The organism is Pseudomonas entomophila (assembly GCF_018417595.1).
Classification (GTDB): Bacteria; Pseudomonadota; Gammaproteobacteria; order Pseudomonadales; family Pseudomonadaceae; genus Aquipseudomonas; species Aquipseudomonas entomophila_C.
This window is the reverse complement of the sequence record NZ_CP070982.1, coordinates 4,272,191-4,290,728: the sequence shown is the minus strand read 5'-3', so window position 1 is coordinate 4,290,728 and position 18,538 is coordinate 4,272,191. Positions and strand designations below refer to the sequence as shown.

Below are 18,538 nucleotides of genomic sequence, written 5' to 3'. Positions count from 1 at the left end.
TACAGGTGCACCGCTCATACCAAGGTCGATGCAGTCCCTGTGGGAGCGGGTTTACCCGCGAACAGGCCGGCCCAGGTAGCTGAGCGGTCAGATCTGTTCGAGCAACCAGCCGCGAAACGCTCGCAACGAGGGCAGCGCCTCATTCCTTGGTGGGTAGATCAGGTAGTAACTGCGCTGGCTGGCAAATGGGGTGCCGGGGCTGAACAGTTCGCCACTGGCCAGTTCTTCCTCCACCAGGATTCGCGGCACCAGCCCGATGCCGATCCCCGCGCGCACCGCCTGGATCAGGTGCGAGGTCAGCTCGAAGCTTGGCCCCAGGCGCATCGAGCGGTGCGGCAGGGCGTGGTGGGAGAACCATTCGCCCCAGGCGTGTGGGTTGTTGGCCACATTGAGCAGTACCTCTTCGCTGATTCGCGCCGGGCTCCAGCATGGCTCGTCGCGCGCACTGTCCGGCGGCAGGATCACCACCAGTTCCTCGGCGTGCAAGCGGTGGCAGATCAGCCCAGGCAGGTCATGGGTGGCCACGCCGATGGCGGCGTCGATCTCGCTGGTGTCGAAGTTGATTGCCTCGATGCGTGAATGAATGTGCACCAGCATCCCCGGATGCGCGCTGTAGAAGGCGTGCAGGCGTGGCAGCAGCCATTTCGAGCCGAAGGTCGGCAGGGTTGCCAGGCGCAGGGTGCCGACGCCGGACTGATAGGCCAGGGCCTGGAGGGTGGCGCTGCGGATTCGCCCCAGCGCCTCACTCAGTTCGCGCTGGTACAGGCGGCCGACATCGGTCAGTTGCACCTGGCGCCCCTCGCGGCGGAACAGCGTGAGCCCCAGCTGTTGTTCCAGTGCCTGCACCTGGCGGCTCACCGCGCTCTGGGTCAGCGACAGTTCGGCGGCGGCGCGGGTATAGCTTTCATGCCGGGCGGCGGCTTCGAAAGCCAGCAGCAGCGACATCGAAGGGGTGAGGTGGCGGTAATTCATTCATAAAGCTCATCGATAGCGGCAGGAATATCCGTTTGCCCCTGGCGCGAAACTACAGGAACATTGGCACATTCGAAATCCTCCCATGACTCATTCATGCCGGAGTGACAAGATTTCCGTGAATTAGCCCGATATCAACGAGGCATCCTTCGATGATCGCCCAGCTGCCGCCCCGTGCGCCCGCCGCCCAATACCCTGAATTCCTCGAAGCCCTGAAAAACAGCGGCTTCCGTGGCCAGATCAGCGCCGACTACGGCACCCGTACGGTGCTGGCCACCGACAACTCCATCTACCAGCGCCTGCCCCAGGCGGCGGTGTTCCCGCAAGATGCCGACGATGTGGCGCGCGTCGCCACGTTGATGGCCGAGCCACGTTTTCGCGGCATCAAGCTGACCCCGCGTGGCGGCGGCACCGGCACCAACGGCCAGTCGTTGACCGACGGCATCGTCGTCGACCTGTCGCGGCACATGAACACCATCCTCGAGATCAATGTCGAGGAGCGCTGGGTGCGGGTCCAGGCGGGCGTGGTCAAGGACCAGCTCAACGCCGCGCTCAAGCCCCACGGCCTGTTCTTCGCCCCGGAGCTGTCCACTTCAAACCGCGCCACCGTCGGCGGCATGATCAACACCGATGCCAGTGGCCAGGGCAGCTGCACCTACGGCAAGACCCGCGACCACGTGCTCGAGCTGCACAGCGTGCTGCTCGGTGGCGAACGCTTGCACAGCCTGCCGATCGACGACGTGGCGCTGGAGCAGGCCTGCGCCGCGCCTGGCCGGGTCGGCGAGGTGTATCGCATGGCCCGGGAAATCCAGGAAAGCCAGGCCGAACTGATTGAAAGCACCTTCCCCAAGCTCAACCGCTGCCTGACCGGCTACGACCTGGCGCACCTGCGCGACGAGCAGGGCCGCTTCAACCTCAACAGCGTGCTCTGTGGTGCCGAAGGCTCGCTGGGCTACGTGGTCGAGGCCAAGCTCAATGTGCTGCCGATCCCGAAGTATGCAGTGCTGGTCAACGTGCGCTACATCAGTTTCATGGACGCCCTGCGCGACGCCAATGCGTTGATGGCGCACAAGCCGCTGTCGATCGAGACCGTCGACTCCAAGGTGTTGATGCTGGCGATGAAGGATATCGTCTGGCACAGCGTCGCCGAGTATTTCCCGGCCGACGCCGAGCGCCCGACCCTGGGTATCAACCTGGTGGAGTTCTGCGGCGACGACCCGGCCGAGGTCAATGCGCGGGTCGAAGCGTTCGTCGAACACCTGCAGCGCGACACCAGTGTCGAGCGCCTGGGGCATACCTTGGCGGAGGGGGCGGAAGCGGTGACCAAGGTCTACACCATGCGCAAGCGTTCGGTGGGCCTGCTGGGCAACGTCGAGGGTGAGGTACGCCCGCAACCGTTCGTCGAGGACACCGCCGTGCCACCGGAGCAACTGGCCGACTACATTGCCGACTTCCGTGCCCTGCTCGACGGTCATGGCTTGGCGTACGGCATGTTCGGCCACGTCGATGCGGGCGTGTTGCATGTGCGCCCGGCGCTGGACATGAAGGATCCGGCCCAGGCCGCGCTGGTCAAGCCGATCTCCGATGCCGTGGCAGCGCTGACCCAGCGCTACGGTGGCCTGCTCTGGGGCGAGCACGGCAAGGGCCTGCGCTCCGAGTATGTACCGGCGTATTTCGGCGAGCTGTACCCGGCATTGCAGCGTCTGAAAGGCGCGTTCGACCCGCACAACCAGCTCAACCCTGGCAAGATCTGCACCCCGCCGGACAGTGCCGAAGGCCTGACGCCGGTGGATGGCGCACCTCTGCGCGGCGACCTGGACCGGACGATCGACGAGCGGGTCTGGCAAAGCTTCGGCAGTGCCGTGCACTGCAACGGTAATGGCGCCTGCTACAACTACGACCCCAACGACGCCATGTGCCCGTCGTGGAAGGCCACCCGCGAGCGCCAGCATTCACCGAAGGGCCGCGCCTCGCTGATCCGCGAATGGCTGCGCCTGCAGGGCGAAGCGAACATCGACGTGCTCGCCGCCGCCCAGCGCAAGGCGTCCTGGTTCAAGGGGCTGCCGGCGCGACTGCGCAACAGCCGTGCGCGCCAGCAGGGGCAGGCAGACTTCTCCCATGAGGTGTACGACGCCATGGCGGGCTGCCTGGCGTGCAAGTCCTGCGCGGGGCAGTGTCCGATCAAGGTCAATGTGCCGGACTTCCGTTCGCGCTTCCTCGAGTTGTACCACGGCCGCTACCAGCGTCCGCTGCGCGATTACCTGATCGGCTCGCTGGAGTTCACCATCCCATACCTGGCCCATGCGCCGGGCCTGTACAACGCGGTGATGGGTTCGAAGTGGGTGAGCAGGCTGCTGGCGGACAAGGTCGGCATGGTCGACAGCCCACTGATCAGCCGCTTCAACTTCCAGTCCACCCTGACCCGTTGCCGCGTTCAGGTGGCCAGTGTGCCAGCCCTGCGCGAGCTGACCCCGGCCCAGCGCGAGCGCAGTATCGTGCTGGTGCAGGATGCCTTCACCCGCTACTTCGAGACGCCGTTGCTGGCCTCGTTCATCGAGCTGGCCCATCGCCTGGGGCACAAGGTGTTCCTGGCGCCCTACAGCGCCAATGGCAAACCGCTGCACGTGCAGGGTTTCCTCGGCGCCTTCGCCAAGGCGGCGGTTCGCAACGCTACCCAGCTCAAGGCGCTTGCCGACTGCGGCGTACCGCTGGTGGGGCTGGATCCGGCGATGACCCTGGTCTACCGCCAGGAGTACCAGAAGGTCGATGGCGTGGAGTGCCCGGCTGTGCTGCTGCCACAGGAGTGGTTGATGAGCGTGCTGCCTGAGCAGGCGCCGGCCCAGGCCGACAGTTTCCGCCTGATGGCTCACTGCACCGAGAAGACGAATGTGCCGGCCAGCACGAAGCAGTGGGAGCAGGTGTTCGCCCGCCTTGGACTGAAGTTGGTCACCGAGGCCACCGGTTGCTGCGGCATGTCTGGTACTTATGGGCACGAAGCGCGTAACCAGGATACCTCGAGGACCATCTTCGAGCAGTCCTGGGCGACCAAGCTGGACAAGCAGGGTGAGGCATTGGCCACCGGGTACTCGTGCCGCAGCCAGGTCAAGCGCATGACCGAAAAGCAGCTGCGCCATCCGCTGGAGGTGGTGCTGCAGTACGCGCAGCGCTGACCACAGGGGGGCTGCTTTGCAGCCCTTTCGCGGCACAAGGGGCGCCAGGCGCCCCTGGCTGTTATCGTCCCCGTTGCAGTCGAGCTTGTCGGTACAGATAACAGCTCAGCACCAGCCCGCATGCCGCTGCCGCCGCCGCGAACAGAAACATCGAGGCGAATCCGAACCCTGCCGCCACTGCGCCCACCAGCGGCCCGGTGATCCCCAGCGACAGGTCGATGAACAGCGAATAGGCACCAACCGCTGCGCCGCGGTTGGCCGCTGATACCTGGTTGACGGCCTCCACGCCCAGTGCCGGGAACACCAGCGAGAAGCCGAACCCGCTCAACGCCGCGCCGGCCAGGGCCATTTCGGCGCTGGTCGCGAGCCACAGCATCAGCAACCCCAGTGTCTCGACGGACAGGCAAGCAATCGCCACGCGAAAACCGCCGATGCGATTGATCAGGTTGCCGAACAGCAAGCGTGCACAGATGAAGCTGGCACCGAACAGGCTCAGGGTCAACGCGGCGTTGGGCCAGTCGCGGCTGGCGTAGTACAGCGTGATGAAGGTGGCGATGGTGCCGAAGCCGATCGAGCCCAGGGCCAGCCCGCAACCATGGGGGAACACCTTGCCCAGCACCCGCAGGAATGGCAGGCGCACGCCGGCGACCACCGGTGCGGCATGCTTTGGCCAGGCCAGCAGCAGGCCGGCCACGCCCAGCAGGATGATGCTCGCGCCCATGCTCCACAGCCCAAGGTGCTTGACCATCAGCACCCCCAGAGGTGCGCCGATGGCCAGCGCGCCATAGCTGGCGATGCCGTTCCAGGAAATCACCTTGGCGGTGTTCTGCGAGCCGACCCGGCCAATGCCCCAGCCGATGGAGCCCGAGCCCACCAGGCTTTCGGCGCTGCCCAGCACCAGGCGGCCGATGAACAGGCAGGTCAGGCTTAGCCAGGGCAGATGTGTCAGGAAGCTGCAGGCCAGCATGAACACCCCGCTCAGGCCGCAACCGAACAGGCCGTACATGACCGCCTTCTTGCTGCCGAGGTTGTCGATGATGCGGCTGGCGGTGGGGCGGCTGAGCAGGGTGGCCAGGTACTGCACGCTGATCACCAGCCCTGCGATCACGGCGCTGAAACCCAGGTCGTTGTGCACATAGCCGGGCAGCACGGCCAGGGGGATGCCGATGTTCAGGTAGCCGATGAAGGTGAAGAGGACGATGGAGACCACCTGGAGAGTGATCGCAAGTGACGATGGGGAGTGTTCGGGCATGCGGGGGCCAGTCCGGGGCAGCGAATGTTGCGCCATCATAGCCATCTCGGTCCAGGCTGTGGGTGAAGCGTGAGCCGAGATGGCGTGCTGGACGGGTGTCGTCACCTGTCCGGCTGAGGGATCAGTGGCGGTACTCCTCCAGGTAGGTCACCCAGAAGTCGGCATCGGTGTAGTTGAGCGCCAGTTGAGGCAGCACTACCCCTCCGCAGGATCGGCAGGTGTCCATGCGGGTAAACACATGAATGGAGTAAATGCTGTTGCTCGGGTGCTGTTCCTTGAGAAGGGTCGCGATCAGCCGTTCGGAGTCCAGGTAGCGATAGAAGGGGCGGATCGACACCCTGCCCGAATGCCTGATGACCGGTAGGCTGGTGATGCTTGGGTCGGGGGCCCGGTCACTCATCAAGGCCCTGGCATCGACAAAGGTGGTGTCGCCAATCTGCTGGGTGGGATGTCCCGGTCGATAGGGTTTGAGGTGCAGATTCTTTGCCCGCTCTCCACCCGCCAATGCGTAGTAGACGAATTTCCGTCCATCCTTGGTGAGCACTGAGGCGAACGCCAGGTTGCTGTTGTTCATCTGCGCCGAGATCATCCTGGCGACATCCTGTTGGTCGATGTTGGCGGTGGTCAGCGGCACCCAACTGCCTTCCTTGCCTTGGATCGGGAGTAATTCGGTCAGGACCTGGACGGTGGAGCGTTTGTCGGCGAGGTTGCGTTGGCCGATGAGCCTCCAGTCAGGAATCAGGCTTCTCGTTTCTTCTACCAGGCTGGTTTGCGGACGCTCCCCTGAGAGGATGTTCTCGGCATAGTGCAGCATCTCATTGCGTTCATTGTTGTCGACACACCATCGAGCATAGGTCGCGTAGTCCTTGTTGGCGGGGGCGCTCGCAAGCCAGGCCTGCAACCCTGGTTCGCGCTTTTCCACCAGCGTGGCATAGAGCAGCTTGGCGATATTGTCTCGGTCTATGGCGGCATAGGGCCGTTCGGCCACGAAGCGGTATTGGTTGGAAAGGCGCAGGTACTCGTCGATCTCGGCGGCATCGGTTACCGGGGTAAAGGTCAGCTCGTCCGGGCCTTGTAGGGTCTTGTAGAACCTCCCATTGTCTACCTCTACATAGATCTGCCGTTCCGCGTTCCATTCCATCTTGATCCCGCGCAGCATGCGCTTGTCCATTACCTCATTGCAGACCTGCTCCAGTTCTATCACCGGTACCTCAGGGTTGATGATCTTGGCTTGTGTGCCGCTGGTGTCAGGTAGCAAGCCGAAGTGTCGTTTGTTGGACATGCGCCCGGAGATTTGCGATTGGTAGGTGGGTTTTTCGGGCAGCCCTAGCTGGGTGCGCTCATCCACGCTCAGTGCCAGTAGTTGCTTGTCCTGGGTGAACTTGACGGGGCGTGTCCCTTTAATCGGGGCGTGGTCCCATTTGCAGAATTTACCTTCGTGCACCAGCAGGTCGAACGACCGGACGGGAACTTGCTCGGTGGCGACGGTGCTTCGCCGCTCCAGGTGGTACTCCCTGGCTTCGAACGCCTGGCTGATTTCCTGGCCGCGAGTGAGTGGGTTGGGCTGGCTTGCACGAATGCGTTCGGCCGGCAGGCTGACCAGCTTGGTGAAGGGGGTGCAACTGGACTCTTCCAAGTCACGCTTCAGACGGCAGAGCACTTCCTCGGGGGTGATCTCGTCCAGCGTGCTGACAGGCGTGTTTGACAGCTTGGTCAGGGAGGGGTCGTGAGCATTGGTGTCGAGATGATAGTGGTGCTCATCGACTTGGATTTCGTAGTGCCCGTCGCCCTTGGCGCGGACCCGCAAGTTACAGGTATCGTCGATGGCCAGGCTCAGCTTCCCGTCCTCGCCGACGATGCCGGCGATTAGGGGCGGGTAGTGGTCAGGGCTGATTGATCCCAGGCTTTTCAGGGGCGTGAGCTTGGGTTCCTGCGGTGTTCCTTCACTGATCAGTCGTGGCCCATAGGGCAGGTTGTCGTGCGGGTCGAGCAGTTTGAAGCTGGAATCATCGGCGGTGCCCAGATTGCGCACCAATGTGTGTTCACTATTGCCCACCCGTGCCAGTTCGCCCTGCTCGAAAGCATGCCCCGACTCGCTCAACGCTTCCCGGGTAATGGCGTAGGTGCCTTCTTCGGTCATGTGCAGCAGTTGCGGGGCGCCGCGCAGGTCATGCAGCCAGCGCAGCGCAGGTTGTGCCATTTTTTCCCAGGATTTGACGGAGAGCCAGCGGATACCGCGGCCAATGTCGCGGTAGATAAGAACCGGGCTTTGTTGTGCCAAGTGGCTGAGCAAGTCGCTGACGGCGCTGCTCATGACTTCGCAAGCCGCCCGCAGGGTAAGGTTGGCGGCATCGCGAATCAGCGTCAGGCTCGAAGCGATGAACTTGCCTGCGGGTATCAGGACGCCGACGGCATCCAGCACACAGCCAATGATCACGCCGGTGGAGTGATCGCCCTTGACCAGGTCGGCAATGCAGCCATAGAAGGGCAGTAGCGTACGGGCAAGGAAATCCTCAATTTGTTTTTCCAGGTTGACCAGTTCTTCCCAGGGAGTGGTGTGTGTGTGGTCGGCCTTGAATTTCGCAAGGGTGGACGCGTACAGGTGGGTGGTTGCCGTGCTGGCCAGGGTCTGGAAGAAGTCATCTTCGCTCGCCTGGTTGGCGTACACCCAGTGCGAGGCTGGAATCAGCGTGCCATTGCGTGGCGTTTGCAACTGATTGCCCGAGCGGGACGGAGTGCCATTGAGGTAGGCGTCACTGTCCATGCGGGCCTTCGGGATCAAACGGCTCTTGCGCTTGAAGTCTCTGTTCGCGGCTTTGAGCATTTCCTGGGCTATCGGGTTGCTGGGGGGGACGTTCGGTGGGATGTCGTACTCGAAGTGCTGGTTGCAGGGACGTAGTGCGCCTGCGCCAGGGCAGAGTTCGAAATAGTGCTCCCAGATGACTACATGGCTATCGAAGTCGTCACGGTGGTCGCCGGATTGGCAGCGAATGAACAGGCCTTGGGTACCGATGTCACCGTTAAAGGACACTAGGCTCACTTCGCATGTGGATGTATGGAGTTGAGTGCGCAAGGCTTGCGGCAATTCCATGAACAGCCGCTTGATCAACCGTGCGTGGGCAGCCTCCCAGTCGATCTTGAAGGCCTCGAAGGCCTGGTCATACAGCTGTGGCACGGTGCTTTTGCCATCGAGATAAACATCCTCTGTCATGATCAGTTGCGTGAGATTTTCGATGACAGGTTTCTGGCTTGGCTCGCCAACGTCACTCATGAACCCTGGTGTGGCGATGGTGTGATGCCAGGTGTAGCTGCTCGATTTGACAAGGCCAAGGCCGCTCAGGTGGCCCCAGGTCCATGGGTCGTCAATGGACTTGTCCCAGTACTGCTTGTCGACGCCCGCTTCGGCCAATTGCTGCTCCGCCAAGATCTTTCGGTCCGGAGGCGTCATGGCGATTTGTTGTGCATCTTGCGCAAATGCCTGCTGCTCGGTAGTGACAAATTGCACGGCACTGTTCATCTGCTGCAGGGTGGCTTGTCTGATGTCGTTGCCCGTGAAGTCTGGCAAGGCGCCATGGGCTTTGGCATAGCGCAAGGCTGGCAAGATCAGGGTGCTGCTCCATTGACGCTGCAACTGTTCCTCATCGACGCTGCTCAAATCACTCGCCAGGGTGATGACCTTGTCATAGGTTGCCCTGCTGCAGGCGCCAGGCAAGATGGCTTCAAGCAATCTGGCGCCGTGCATCAGGGCGAGGCTTTGCAGGGAGCGGCCATAGTAGAGCCAGTCGGGTGTGTCGGTGATCAGCAGCTCAGGTGCCATCTCCCGGAGTAGCAAGTATTCAAGCAAGCTCAATGCTGCGGGGGATATATCGGGATTGCGAGCGCGAATGTTGTCGCTTACTTTCGCGCGCAGTTCCAGATGGCTGTACTCGGTCACCCAGTGATCGTGGAAGTCCTCGGCCACTGATCGATCTGTCGGTGTACGAGGCCCCAGGAAGTGATCGACGATTGCTCTGCTCGCCAGCGCCTGTGTCGCGCGCGGTGATGCGGACTCTCCAGACGAGGTGCCATACCAGCCTGCCCGGGCGAGCAGAGGCCGGAAAACATCTGCAAACTGTGATGATCGCATCATCACTTGCCAGGTTTGCGAGGCTGGCATCAGCAAGTGACGTTCGCCCTGTTTGACCTCGCAGAGCAGTTCGCAGCCCGCGTTCGTGAACAAGTCATCAATGAGGGTGTGTGTGCACCAGTCGCTGAAGGCAGGGAGCGTTTCAATCAGGGCTCGGCTGTCGGGCAAGGGGGCGAGCGGGGAAGGGGCTACCGCTGCTGGCGTTGGTGGCAATAGCAACGAGGCTAGGCGCAGGCAATCTGTCGCACTCAATGCCGGGTGCACCTGCTTCAGTTTGTTCGCAAAGGAAAAGGCCTGCATGCCCTGGGCGCGTTGGGCAATGTCGAGGGTCAGCGGCACCCAGGCTTCAGTGCTTGCGTCCAGTGCATGCAGTACCACTTTGCGGAGCAGGCGGGCCCCCAGGTCCTGGGTCTGGGCCTTGCTCCATTCAACAGGTGGGTTGTCATCGCGAGAACGATCTTCATCCGCCCAGGCCGGAACCTGCGACGCAGCAGGAAGTACCCTGACACGAAGGTTCATCATCGGCTGGGTCAGCTGCAGGTTTCGCGAAAGTATCAGTGCGTTGTCTTCGTACTCAGTTTTGGTGGGCAGTACTTCCTTGAGCGTAATGGTCAAGGCCGTCAAGGCCGTCTGGGCTGGATTCAATTCGTATGCTGTCAGGTCTTTCAGCAGGTTTTCAGCCGGGCAATGCGCAAGCCAATCGCTGGCGGTGTCTCGGCGTTCTGCGCGTTTGAACTGCAGCATCCATATCTGCAAGGTGTCGGGCACCCCAGTCAGCAGTTCGCCCAGTTCGGAGAACTCATCCTTGCCCAGTCGAGCGGCTTCGGCACTCAAGGGCTTTTCGCCAAACAGCAATTCATCGAACTGCTTTCTTGCGGCCGGCGTTTTGAGCGAGGATTCATTGACCCAGGCGATACGAGCAAAAAAATCGTGGATCTGGCGGGGTGTCAGGGTGTCCGGCTCGACGTCCAGGACTGCGGCAACCAATGCGTAGGTCTTCGTGTCGCCGTAAAGGTCCATCAGGTTCACAAAGGTTGAGCGTGGGTCTTCGGGAAATCGCGTGTTGCCGTCCAGCAGGTAGTTGAGGGTGAGGTGAACGGCCCTGATAGGGTCGTACGCGTCGAGTGGGGCGCTCAGCGGAATGTCCAGATCGTCGGCGACAAGCGCGGGGGCCGGTGACAGGATGCTGTTGTCCAGGTCTTCATCCGTCGAGGGCCTGGTCGTCACATGTGCTTGGATCTTTTCCAACAGTTGTGTTGGGGTGAGCGGCGCACTGATGGCGTTGTGGCCAGGTGCTGACGCGCTGCCGATGGGCGGTATCTGGTTTTGGGATAGTGTGGTGCTGGCAAGGCGCTGATCGGCGGAGTGCCCGTCGTGTAGGGTGGTAGCGCGCGAGAGAGAGGAATCAAAAGGCATGTGGCCTCCTATATGGGAGGTATCAGTCTGTTGATTCAAATTGGGGCAGGGCGGTATGGGGTTATCGCACCCTGAGGGCTCTTGACGGTGTGAAAACGCGATGACGGGGTGATCCCGCAGGTCAGCCGTTTTCACACAGTCGGGTGGGGTGCGCGATTATTCCTGGTCGGCGCTGGATTGATCGTTACCGTCCTGGTCGACGGCGGGCGTCGGTTCGGCGTGGGCGGCAACGGATTGCTCTTCGGGGTTCAGGCTTGGGAAGGGAAGATTCGGGATCTCATGCATCTCGTCGTTCCTCGCAAGTGTGAGTGAAAAGGCGGCGCGTTGGTGCGCGTGTGGCTTCGAAAAGCGGGGGCAGGATACCGCAGTCTGGATGACAGTTTGGGATTTTTGCCGGGCGTTGGTCGGTTTTGTGGGCGATCAGCGCATCGTCAGCGTTGATGTGGCCAGCGCAAACCCCTGTAGGAGCGGCTTTAGCCGCGAACCCCGGCAACGCCGGGGCTGGCTCCGCGTCGCTGGCTTCGCGGCTGAAGCCGCCCCTACAGATACCGCGATATCAGCGGCAGGCGTCGGCGATGGCTGCTGCCAACTGCTCCAGGCGTTGCGCGTCGGCCCCGGCGATGTTCGCCCGGCCTGTGCCGACCATGTACACGCTGTGTTTCTCGCGCAACAGGCGCACTTGCTCGGGGTTGAGCCCGGTGTAGGAGAACATCCCGCGTTGCGCGGCGATGTGCGCGAAGCGCTCGGCCAGGCCATGGGGGGCCAGTGCCTTCACCAGGCCTTCGCGAAGCTCGGCGATGCGTTGGCGCATGGCGTTCACTTCCTCGACCCACAGTGCTTTTAGCGCTGGGTCGCCGAGAATCTCGGCGACCACCGCCGCGCCATGATCCGGCGGCGTCGACCACAGGTTGCGTGCAAGAAACGCCAGTTGGCTGCGCACATCCAGCAGTTTTTCCGCGTCGTGGCTGCACACCAGCAGGGCGCCGGTGCGGTCGCGGTACAGGCCGAAGTTCTTCGAGCACGAGCTGGTGATCAGCAGTTCCGGCAGTTCGCTGGCAAACAGGCGCACCGCCCAGGCGTCTTCCTCCAGGCCGTCACCGAAGCCCTGGTAGGCGAAGTCGATCAGTGGCAGCAGGTTGCGCCGCTTGACGATGTCGAGCACCGCCCGCCAGTCGTCCTGGCCCAGGTCGAAACCGGTCGGGTTGTGGCAGCAGGCGTGCAGCAGCACCACGTCGCCTTCCGGTGCTCGCTCCAGTGCGGCGAGCATGCCGGCGACGTTCAGGCGGTTGTCCTTGCCCACATAGGGGTAGTGGGACACCTTGAGCCCGGCGCCGGCGAAGATCGTCTCGTGGATTGGCCAGGTCGGGTCGCTCAGCCAGACCCCGCGGCCGGGCAGGCAGTGGGCGATGAACTCCGCCGCCAGGCGCAGGGCGCCGGTGCCGCCAGGGGTCTGGGTGGCGCCAGCGCGCTGGCTGGCCAGCAACGGCGAAGCGCTGCCCAGCACCAGCTCGCTGACCAGGCGTCCGAACGTCGCGTCACCATGGCCGCCGACGTAGCTCTTGGTGGCCTGTGCTTCGACCAGGCGCTGCTCGGCCTGCTTGACCGCGGCAGGGATCGGCGTCAGACCCTGGGCATCCTTGAACACACCGACGCCCAAATCGAACTTCGCTGGGTTGGCGTCGCGGGCGTAGGCCTCCATCAGCCCCAGGATCGGGTCGCCAGGGACCCGATCGATGGCCGCGAAGTGCATCACTTGCGCCCTTCAGCAGTTTTGGCGACCTCGTCGGTGCGCGCGCACATGATGAAGTCGTTGCGGTGCAGGCCCTTGATCGAATGGCTCCACCAGGTCACGGTGACCTTGCCCCACTCGGTCAGCAGGCCCGGGTGGTGGCCTTCGGCTTCGGCGATTTCACCGATGGCGTTGGTGAAGGCCAGGGCGTGCTTGAAGTTCTTGAACAGGAATACGCGCTCGAGCTCCATGTGGCCGTCGCGGACTTCGATGTTCCAGTCCGGGATCTGCAGGATCAGTTCCGCCAGTTCATCGTCGGAGACTTTCGGGGCATCGGCGCGGCAGGCTTCGCAGTGGGCTTGGTTCAAGGCATTCATGGGTGTTTTCCGATTTGAGTTGTTATCGACAGGGGCGCTCAGGCAGCGACCTTGGGTGGAAACTTCGGTGCGTGCAGGCCCAGCTGCATGGCCTGGTGGACCATGGCCATGATGTCTTCGTGGGCCAGGTCGAACAGGCGCTTCATGTTCGGCAGGACGAAGTACAGGGGCTGCAGGATATCGATGCGGTACGGCGTGCGCATGGCTTCGATCGGGTCGAAGGCCTGGTGCTCAGGCTCGTTGGACAGGCTGTAGACGGTCTCTTTCGGCGAGGAGAGGATGCCGCCGCCGTAGATCTTGCGACCTTGCGCGGTCTCCATCAGGCCGAACTCGATGGTCATCCAGTACAGGCGTGCGAGGTAGACGCGTTGTTCCTTGGTCGCCGCCAGGCCCAGCTTGCCGTAGGTGTGGGTGAACTCGGCGAAGAAGGGGTTGGTCAGCAGCGGGCAGTGGCCGAAGATCTCGTGGAAGATGTCGGGCTCCTGCAGGTAGTCCAGCTCTTCCGGGGTGCGGATGAAGGTGGCGACCGGGAAGCGCTTGCTGGCCAGCAGTTCGAAGAAGGTCTGGAAGGGGATCAGTGCCGGTACGCGGGCGACCTGCCAACCGGTGGTGGCGCCGAGCACCTTGTTGACTTCGCCGAGCTGGGGGATGCGGTCATGGGGCAGCTTGAGCTGCTCGATGCCGTCCAGGTACTCCTGGCACGCCCGGCCTTCGATCACTTTCAGCTGGCGGGTGATCAGGGTATTCCACACCGCATGCTCTTGTTGCGGGTAGTCGATAAAACCGTGCGCATCGGGCTCGCGTGCCACGTATTGCGTCTGTTTCATGTGGCTCTCCTGGTGAGGGCTTTCTTGTTATGTGCAGGACATACCTTTAGAGATATCCCTACATTCGCCGCTTTGCACGGGGTGGCCAGGAGGTTTTCGCCAGCCGCTCATCCTGGTTTTGTAACGATAATTTTACAAAATGACCGTGGTGCCGGAAAATCACGGGCATCGAGCTGGCCTTTCTCCTGTTTTTGTCAGCTTATCTTTACGACTTTTCTGCGTGCCAAGGAAAAACCTGGCCGCTTCGAGAGCATTCATGCGTATCAAAGTGCATTGCCAGAACCGCATCGGCATCCTGCGGGACATCCTCAACCTGCTGGTGGAGTACGGCATCAACGTGTTGCGCGGCGAGGTGGGGGGCGATCATGGCAACGCCATCTACCTGCATTGCCCGAACCTGATCAACCTGCAGTTCCAGGCGTTGCGGCCGAAGTTCGAGTCGATCGCCGGGGTGTTCGGGGTCAAGCGCGTGGGGTTGATGCCCAGCGAGCGGCGCCACATGGAGCTCAATGCGTTGCTGGGGGCGTTGGATTTCCCTGTGCTGTCGATCGACATGGGCGGCAGCATCGTCGCCGCCAACCGTGGCGCGGCGCAGTTGCTCGGGGTGCGGGTGGACGAGGTGCCGGGTATTCCGCTGTCGCGCTACGTCGAGGATTTCGACTTGCCGGAGCTGGTGCGGGCCAACAAGTCGCGAATCAACGGTTTGCGCATCAAGGTCAAGGGCGATGTGTTCCTGGCCGATATCGCGCCGCTGCAGTCCGAGCATGACGAAAGCGAGGCCTTGGCTGGCGCCGTGCTCACCTTGCATCGCGCCGACCGCATCGGTGAACGCATCTACAACGTGCGCAAGCAGGAGCTGCGCGGGTTCGACAGCATCTTCCAGAGTTCGCGGGTGATGGCGGCGGTGGTGCGCGAGGCGCGGCGCATGGCGCCGTTGGATGCGCCGTTGCTGATCGAGGGGGAGACGGGTACCGGCAAGGAGCTGCTGGCGCGTGCCTGCCACCTGGCCAGCCCTCGTGGCCAGGCGCCGCTGATGGCGCTCAACTGCGCCGGCCTGCCGGAGTCGATGGCCGAGACCGAGCTGTTCGGCTATGGGCCGGGGGCCTTCGAAGGGGCGCGGGCGGAGGGCAAGCTCGGGCTGCTGGAGCTGACGGCGGGTGGCACGCTGTTCCTCGATGGGGTGGGGGAGATGAGCCCGCGGTTGCAGGTCAAGTTGCTGCGCTTCCTGCAGGATGGTTGTTTCCGAAGGGTGGGTAGCGACGAGGAGGTGTACCTGGATGTGCGGGTGATCTGCGCGACCCAGGTCGACCTGTCCGAGTTGTGTGCCCGTGGCGAGTTTCGCCAGGACCTCTACCATCGCCTCAACGTGCTTTCGCTGCACATTCCACCGCTGCGCGAATGCATGGATGGCCTGGAAGGGCTGGTGCAGCATTTCCTCGACCAGGCCAGTCGGCAGATCGGCTGCCCGATGCCGCATTTGGCGTCCTCGGCGATGGACAAGCTCAGCCAGTACCACTGGCCGGGTAATGTGCGCCAACTGGAGAACGTGTTGTTCCAGGCTGTTTCACTGTGCGAGGGCGGAGTGGTTAAGAGCGAACATATTCGTTTGCCGGACTATGGTGCGCGCCAGCCGTTGGGGGAGTTCTCCCTGGATGGCGACCTTTCGCAGATTGTCGGGCGATTTGAAAAGGCGGTGTTGGAAAGTTTGATGAGCGAGTTTCCAAGTAGCCGGGCGCTGGGGAAAAGATTGGGGGTGTCGCACACGACAATTGCCAACAAGTTGCGGGATTATGCGCTGGGCAAGTCAGTGGATTAGTTTTGAAAGTTTGAGGCGACAAGCCTTCGCGGGTTAAACCGCGAAAGGGCCCCGAAGGGGCCCTGTTTCATCGGGTCAGCCGTTGGAGCAGCCGTTCCCCATCACGCGGTATTCGAGAATGTGCTTCTGGCCCTTGGAGTCTTCATAGGTCATGCGGGCGGGCACCACTTCGCAGACATTGGGCACTTCGCTCATGGAAAGAACACGGGCGATGTCCAGGTGTTGCGAGTAACTGTACTGTTCAACCGGAATCTGCTCGACATCTTTTGCTTCGCCGGCCAACGCCGCGCCGCAAAAACCGCCAAGTGCCAATACCAGTAAAGCTTTCATTTTCTATTTACCTGTCTAAGGTCGTGAGGGGGCACGCGGCGCTTATGGCGCCGCGAGTACAACAAGTTTCAACTATCAGGATGAGGTGCGGATTAACGTTGCCTTCGTGGGGGCTGTTACCAAGTTAATCGCGTTGCCGTTGCTGGCGAGGAGAATTCTAGGAGCGTGCCCACGGCTGAAACAGAGGGGGTTTTGATAAAGTCTTTTGACAGAATCTGTAACAATCCCCTGGAAAGCTGCCCGGTTCCACTGCTTGGAAGGCGCAGTGCCGCGGGTTAGAGCGGTCGCGGTAGAAAGGTAGGTTTTCCGTCCGTCACGTTACTACCAACGTCGAATGGTCTTTGCCGCTCTGGTACAGTTACAAACGGTTCCATACAAAAACAACTATTACACCGAGGTAACACAGATGAGTGCGGCTCCACTGTATCCCGTTCGTCCCGAGGTTGCGGCCAGTACCCTGACCGACGAGGCCACCTACAAGGCCATGTACCAGCAATCGGTGATCAACCCGGACGGCTTCTGGCGCGAGCAGGCCCAGCGTCTGGACTGGATCAAGCCCTTCACCAAGGTCAAGCAGACCTCGTTCGACGACCACCATGTCGATATCAAGTGGTTCGCCGACGGCACTCTGAACGTTTCCTACAACTGCCTGGATCGCCACCTCGCCGAGCGCGGTGACCAGGTCGCCATCATCTGGGAAGGTGACGACCCTTCCGAACACCGCAATATCACCTACCGCGAGCTCCACGAGCAGGTCTGCAAGTTCGCCAACGCCCTGCGTGGCCAGGACGTGCACCGTGGCGACGTGGTGACCATCTATATGCCGATGATCCCCGAGGCGGTGGTCGCCATGCTGGCCTGTGCCCGCATCGGTGCGATCCACTCGGTGGTGTTCGGTGGCTTCTCGCCGGAAGCACTGGCCGGGCGCATCATCGACTGCAAGTCGAAAGTGGTGATCACCGCTGACGAAGGTGTGCGCGGCGGTCGTCGCACCCCGCTCAAGGCCAACGTCGACCTGGCCCTGACCAACCCTGAAACCAGCAGCGTGCAGAAGATCATCGTGTGCAAGCGCACCGGTGGCGACATTGCCTGGCACCAGCACCGCGACATCTGGTACGAAGACCTGATGAAGGTCGCCTCCAGCCACTGCGCGCCGAAAGAGATGGGCGCCGAGGAGGCGCTGTTCATCCTTTATACCTCCGGCTCGACCGGTAAGCCGAAAGGGGTGCTGCACACCACCGGCGGCTACCTGGTCTATGCCGCGCTGACCCATGAGCGTGTGTTCGACTACCGTCCGGGCGAGGTCTACTGGTGCACCGCCGACGTGGGCTGGGTCACCGGGCACAGCTATATCGTCTACGGTCCGCTGGCCAATGGCGCCACCACGCTGCTGTTCGAGGGGGTGCCGAACTACCCGGACATCACCCGTGTGTCGAAGATCGTCGACAAGCACAAGGTCAATATCCTCTACACCGCACCGACTGCCATCCGCGCCATGATGGCCGAAGGCGAGGCGGCGGTGGCGGGTGCCGATGGTTCCAGCCTGCGCCTGCTGGGCTCGGTGGGCGAGCCGATCAACCCCGAGGCCTGGAACTGGTATTACAAGACTGTCGGCAAGGAGCGCTGCCCGATCGTCGATACCTGGTGGCAGACCGAGACCGGCGGCGTGCTGATCAGCCCGCTGCCGGGCGCCACCGCGCTGAAGCCGGGCTCGGCGACCCGTCCGTTCTTCGGTGTGGTGCCGGCGCTGGTGGACAACCTGGGCAACCTGATCGAAGGTGCCGCCGAGGGCAACCTGGTGATCCTCGACTCGTGGCCGGGTCAGTCGCGTTCGCTGTACGGCGACCACGACCGTTTCGTCGACACCTACTTCAAGACCTTCCGTGGCATGTACTTCACTGGTGACGGTGCCCGCCGCGATGAAGACGGCTACTACTGGATCACCGGCCGCGTGGACGACGTACTCAATGTGTCCGGGCACCGCATGGGGACCGCCGAGATCGAGAGCGCCATGGTGGCGCACGCGAAAGTCGCCGAGGCAGCGGTGGTGGGCGTGCCGCACGACATCAAGGGGCAGGGCATCTATGTCTACGTCACCCTCAATGCCGGTGAAGAACCGAGCGAGCAACTGCGTCTGGAGCTGAAGAACTGGGTGCGCAAGGAGATCGGTCCGATCGCCTCGCCGGACGTGATCCAGTGGGCGCCCGGTTTGCCGAAGACCCGCTCGGGCAAGATCATGCGCCGCATCCTGCGCAAGATCGCCACGGCCGAGTACGATGCACTGGGTGATATCTCCACGCTGGCCGACCCAGGTGTGGTGCAGCACCTGATCGACACCCACAAGGCGATGAACCTGGCATCGGCCTGATATCAGGCGCAATCCAGCGCGGGGCAAGCCCGCTTCCACGAGTTTTTGTGCGCCTTCGTGGGAGCGGGCTTGCCCCGCGATTCGTTGATCAGAAAACCCCGCAGGGCAACCGGCGGGGTTTTTGCTTTACTGAATAGACTGTTACTCCGACATTC

11 protein-coding genes are annotated in these 18,538 nt (G+C 62.4%); 3 read left to right on the top strand and 8 right to left on the bottom strand.

The genetic code is table 11. The features are described 5' to 3' along the window. Positions 1-87: 87 nt before the first annotated feature. A complete protein-coding gene (locus JYG34_RS18615) occupies positions 88-972 on the bottom strand; it encodes a LysR substrate-binding domain-containing protein (RefSeq protein WP_213657787.1) in 885 nt (294 codons plus the stop codon). Between the two features lie 152 nt (positions 973-1,124). Between JYG34_RS18615 and ydiJ the strand changes: the two genes are divergently transcribed. Continuing rightward, complete coding sequence (ydiJ, locus tag JYG34_RS18610; protein ID WP_213657786.1) at positions 1,125-4,142, top strand: D-2-hydroxyglutarate dehydrogenase YdiJ; 3,018 nt, start codon at positions 1,125-1,127, stop codon at positions 4,140-4,142. Positions 4,143-4,203: 61 nt separating this feature from the next. Here the strand turns inward: ydiJ and JYG34_RS18605 are convergent, their stop codons facing one another. From JYG34_RS18605 to phhA, 6 genes are all read right to left on the bottom strand, one after another. Next, complete coding sequence (locus JYG34_RS18605) at positions 4,204-5,394, bottom strand: MFS transporter (RefSeq protein ID WP_213657785.1); 1,191 nt, start codon at positions 5,392-5,394, stop codon at positions 4,204-4,206. 121 nt (positions 5,395-5,515) lie between these two features. Continuing rightward, the gene (locus tag JYG34_RS18600; RefSeq protein ID WP_213657784.1) at positions 5,516-10,936 is read right to left on the bottom strand and encodes a deaminase domain-containing protein; all 5,421 of its coding nucleotides are present in this window, start codon (positions 10,934-10,936) and stop codon (positions 5,516-5,518) included. Positions 10,937-11,092: 156 nt separating this feature from the next. Continuing rightward, positions 11,093-11,221 (bottom strand): hypothetical protein, encoded by a 129-nt coding sequence (locus JYG34_RS26470; RefSeq protein ID WP_283811770.1) that lies wholly within the window; start codon positions 11,219-11,221, stop codon positions 11,093-11,095. A gap of 271 nt (positions 11,222-11,492) precedes the next feature. Further along, positions 11,493-12,689 (bottom strand): amino acid aminotransferase, encoded by a 1,197-nt coding sequence (locus JYG34_RS18595; RefSeq protein ID WP_213657783.1) that lies wholly within the window; start codon positions 12,687-12,689, stop codon positions 11,493-11,495. Then, on the bottom strand, positions 12,686-13,042 hold the full coding sequence (locus JYG34_RS18590; RefSeq protein WP_011534975.1) for a 4a-hydroxytetrahydrobiopterin dehydratase: 357 nt from the start codon (positions 13,040-13,042) through the stop codon (positions 12,686-12,688). Before JYG34_RS18590 ends, JYG34_RS18595 begins: the two co-directional genes overlap by 4 nt. A 38-nt stretch (positions 13,043-13,080) precedes the next feature. Beyond that, complete coding sequence (gene phhA, locus JYG34_RS18585) at positions 13,081-13,869, bottom strand: phenylalanine 4-monooxygenase (protein ID WP_011534974.1); 789 nt, start codon at positions 13,867-13,869, stop codon at positions 13,081-13,083. A 256-nt stretch (positions 13,870-14,125) separates the two neighbouring features. On the opposite strand from phhA, the gene JYG34_RS18580 reads away from it, so the two are divergent. Beyond that, positions 14,126-15,685, top strand: a complete 1,560-nt coding sequence (locus JYG34_RS18580) for a sigma-54-dependent transcriptional regulator (protein WP_213657782.1) — start codon at positions 14,126-14,128, stop codon at positions 15,683-15,685. Positions 15,686-15,760: 75 nt separating this feature from the next. On the opposite strand, the gene JYG34_RS18575 is transcribed toward JYG34_RS18580, so the two are convergent. Then, positions 15,761-16,015, bottom strand: a complete 255-nt coding sequence (locus JYG34_RS18575) for a DUF2790 domain-containing protein (protein WP_011534972.1) — start codon at positions 16,013-16,015, stop codon at positions 15,761-15,763. 406 nt (positions 16,016-16,421) lie between these two features. Between JYG34_RS18575 and acs the strand changes: the two genes are divergently transcribed. After that, on the top strand, positions 16,422-18,383 hold the full coding sequence (gene acs / locus JYG34_RS18570) for an acetate--CoA ligase (protein WP_213657781.1): 1,962 nt from the start codon (positions 16,422-16,424) through the stop codon (positions 18,381-18,383). The last annotated feature ends 155 nt before the right edge of the window (positions 18,384-18,538 follow it).